The organism is Stenotrophomonas sp. YIM B06876, from assembly GCF_030711595.1.
Taxonomy (GTDB): Bacteria; Pseudomonadota; Gammaproteobacteria; order Xanthomonadales; family Xanthomonadaceae; genus Stenotrophomonas.
Map to the genome: position 1 here is coordinate 1 of NZ_JAUJUJ010000322.1, position 955 is coordinate 955.

Annotated in this window: 1 protein-coding gene; it reads right to left on the reverse strand. The window is 53.5% G+C overall.

Annotated features, from left to right (window positions below; genetic code table 11):
• Positions 1-395: 395 nt before the first annotated feature.
• On the reverse strand, positions 396-686 hold the full coding sequence (locus QZH66_RS17030) for a hypothetical protein (RefSeq protein ID WP_305807034.1): 291 nt from the start codon (positions 684-686) through the stop codon (positions 396-398).
• Positions 687-955 lie beyond the last annotated feature (269 nt).

A 955-nucleotide genomic window follows, 5' to 3' on the forward strand; every position in this document is an offset into this window, starting at 1 on the left:
TGAGCGTCCGGTTTAGGACAGGCAGTCAACGGGTGCGGGCCATCGTTAGTCGGCCAGTAGCGAACAGTTGCAGGCATCTCCAGACGACTGTTTCGGGCTGTATGAGCGGTCTGTCGCCTGATGGCAGACATGATGGAGCAGCGCGACAAGCCGAGGGTATCCATCAGCGGTCCTTCATGTCTGCCAGCAGTCGACCCATTGCTACCGCTCGTGATGCCATCGGTAACGGCCGCTTTGCAACGATTGTGTTCACTCCCGAACCCGCCACAGGTACTGGCTAGCTGGTTACAACGGCCAACTTCTACCTACTAACACCCGTGGGATAGGCATTCCTCTTATGAAGTGTCACTTTGATAAAAGCTGCTTCTGCCCCAGAGATGTAGTGCTTGCTTTGCTTAAGGAAAGATTACTCGGCTTTGCTGCACCCCGGTGGCATCGATTGCTGCCGCTTCTTCAAATGTCATGAAGGCCAAATGAAGTGGTAGTTCTAGCGCGTCAGGATCAATGGCTTGCCGCAGAGTATCTGCTTGGCCGTCGCTTATGCAGAGAACCAAGAGATCGATGTCTGCTGCATCCTCTGCATCGCGGTCTACCGAACCGAAGAGGTGCCATTGAGTTCCCTCAGCTTTCGAGCCGATTGATGAAGCTAACTCGCGGAGGCTCTTGACTACGCGGTCACGGATCATTTGTGCAGTCGACTTAAAAGCTCNCCGAAGAGGTGCCATTGAGTTCCCTCAGCTTTCGAGCCGATTGATGAAGCTAACTCGCGGAGGCTCTTGACTACGCGGTCACGGATCATTTGTGCAGTCGACTTAAAAGCTCACCAAATGTTAAGGCTTCAGCGCCCATCGAATGGGCTGCAACTTGCGCTTCGTTGGTTATTGAACCGTAGCTTGAAGACTTGACGACGACATCAAAATGGCCGAACCGAGTTTTTGCATTGCGCACGTGCTCC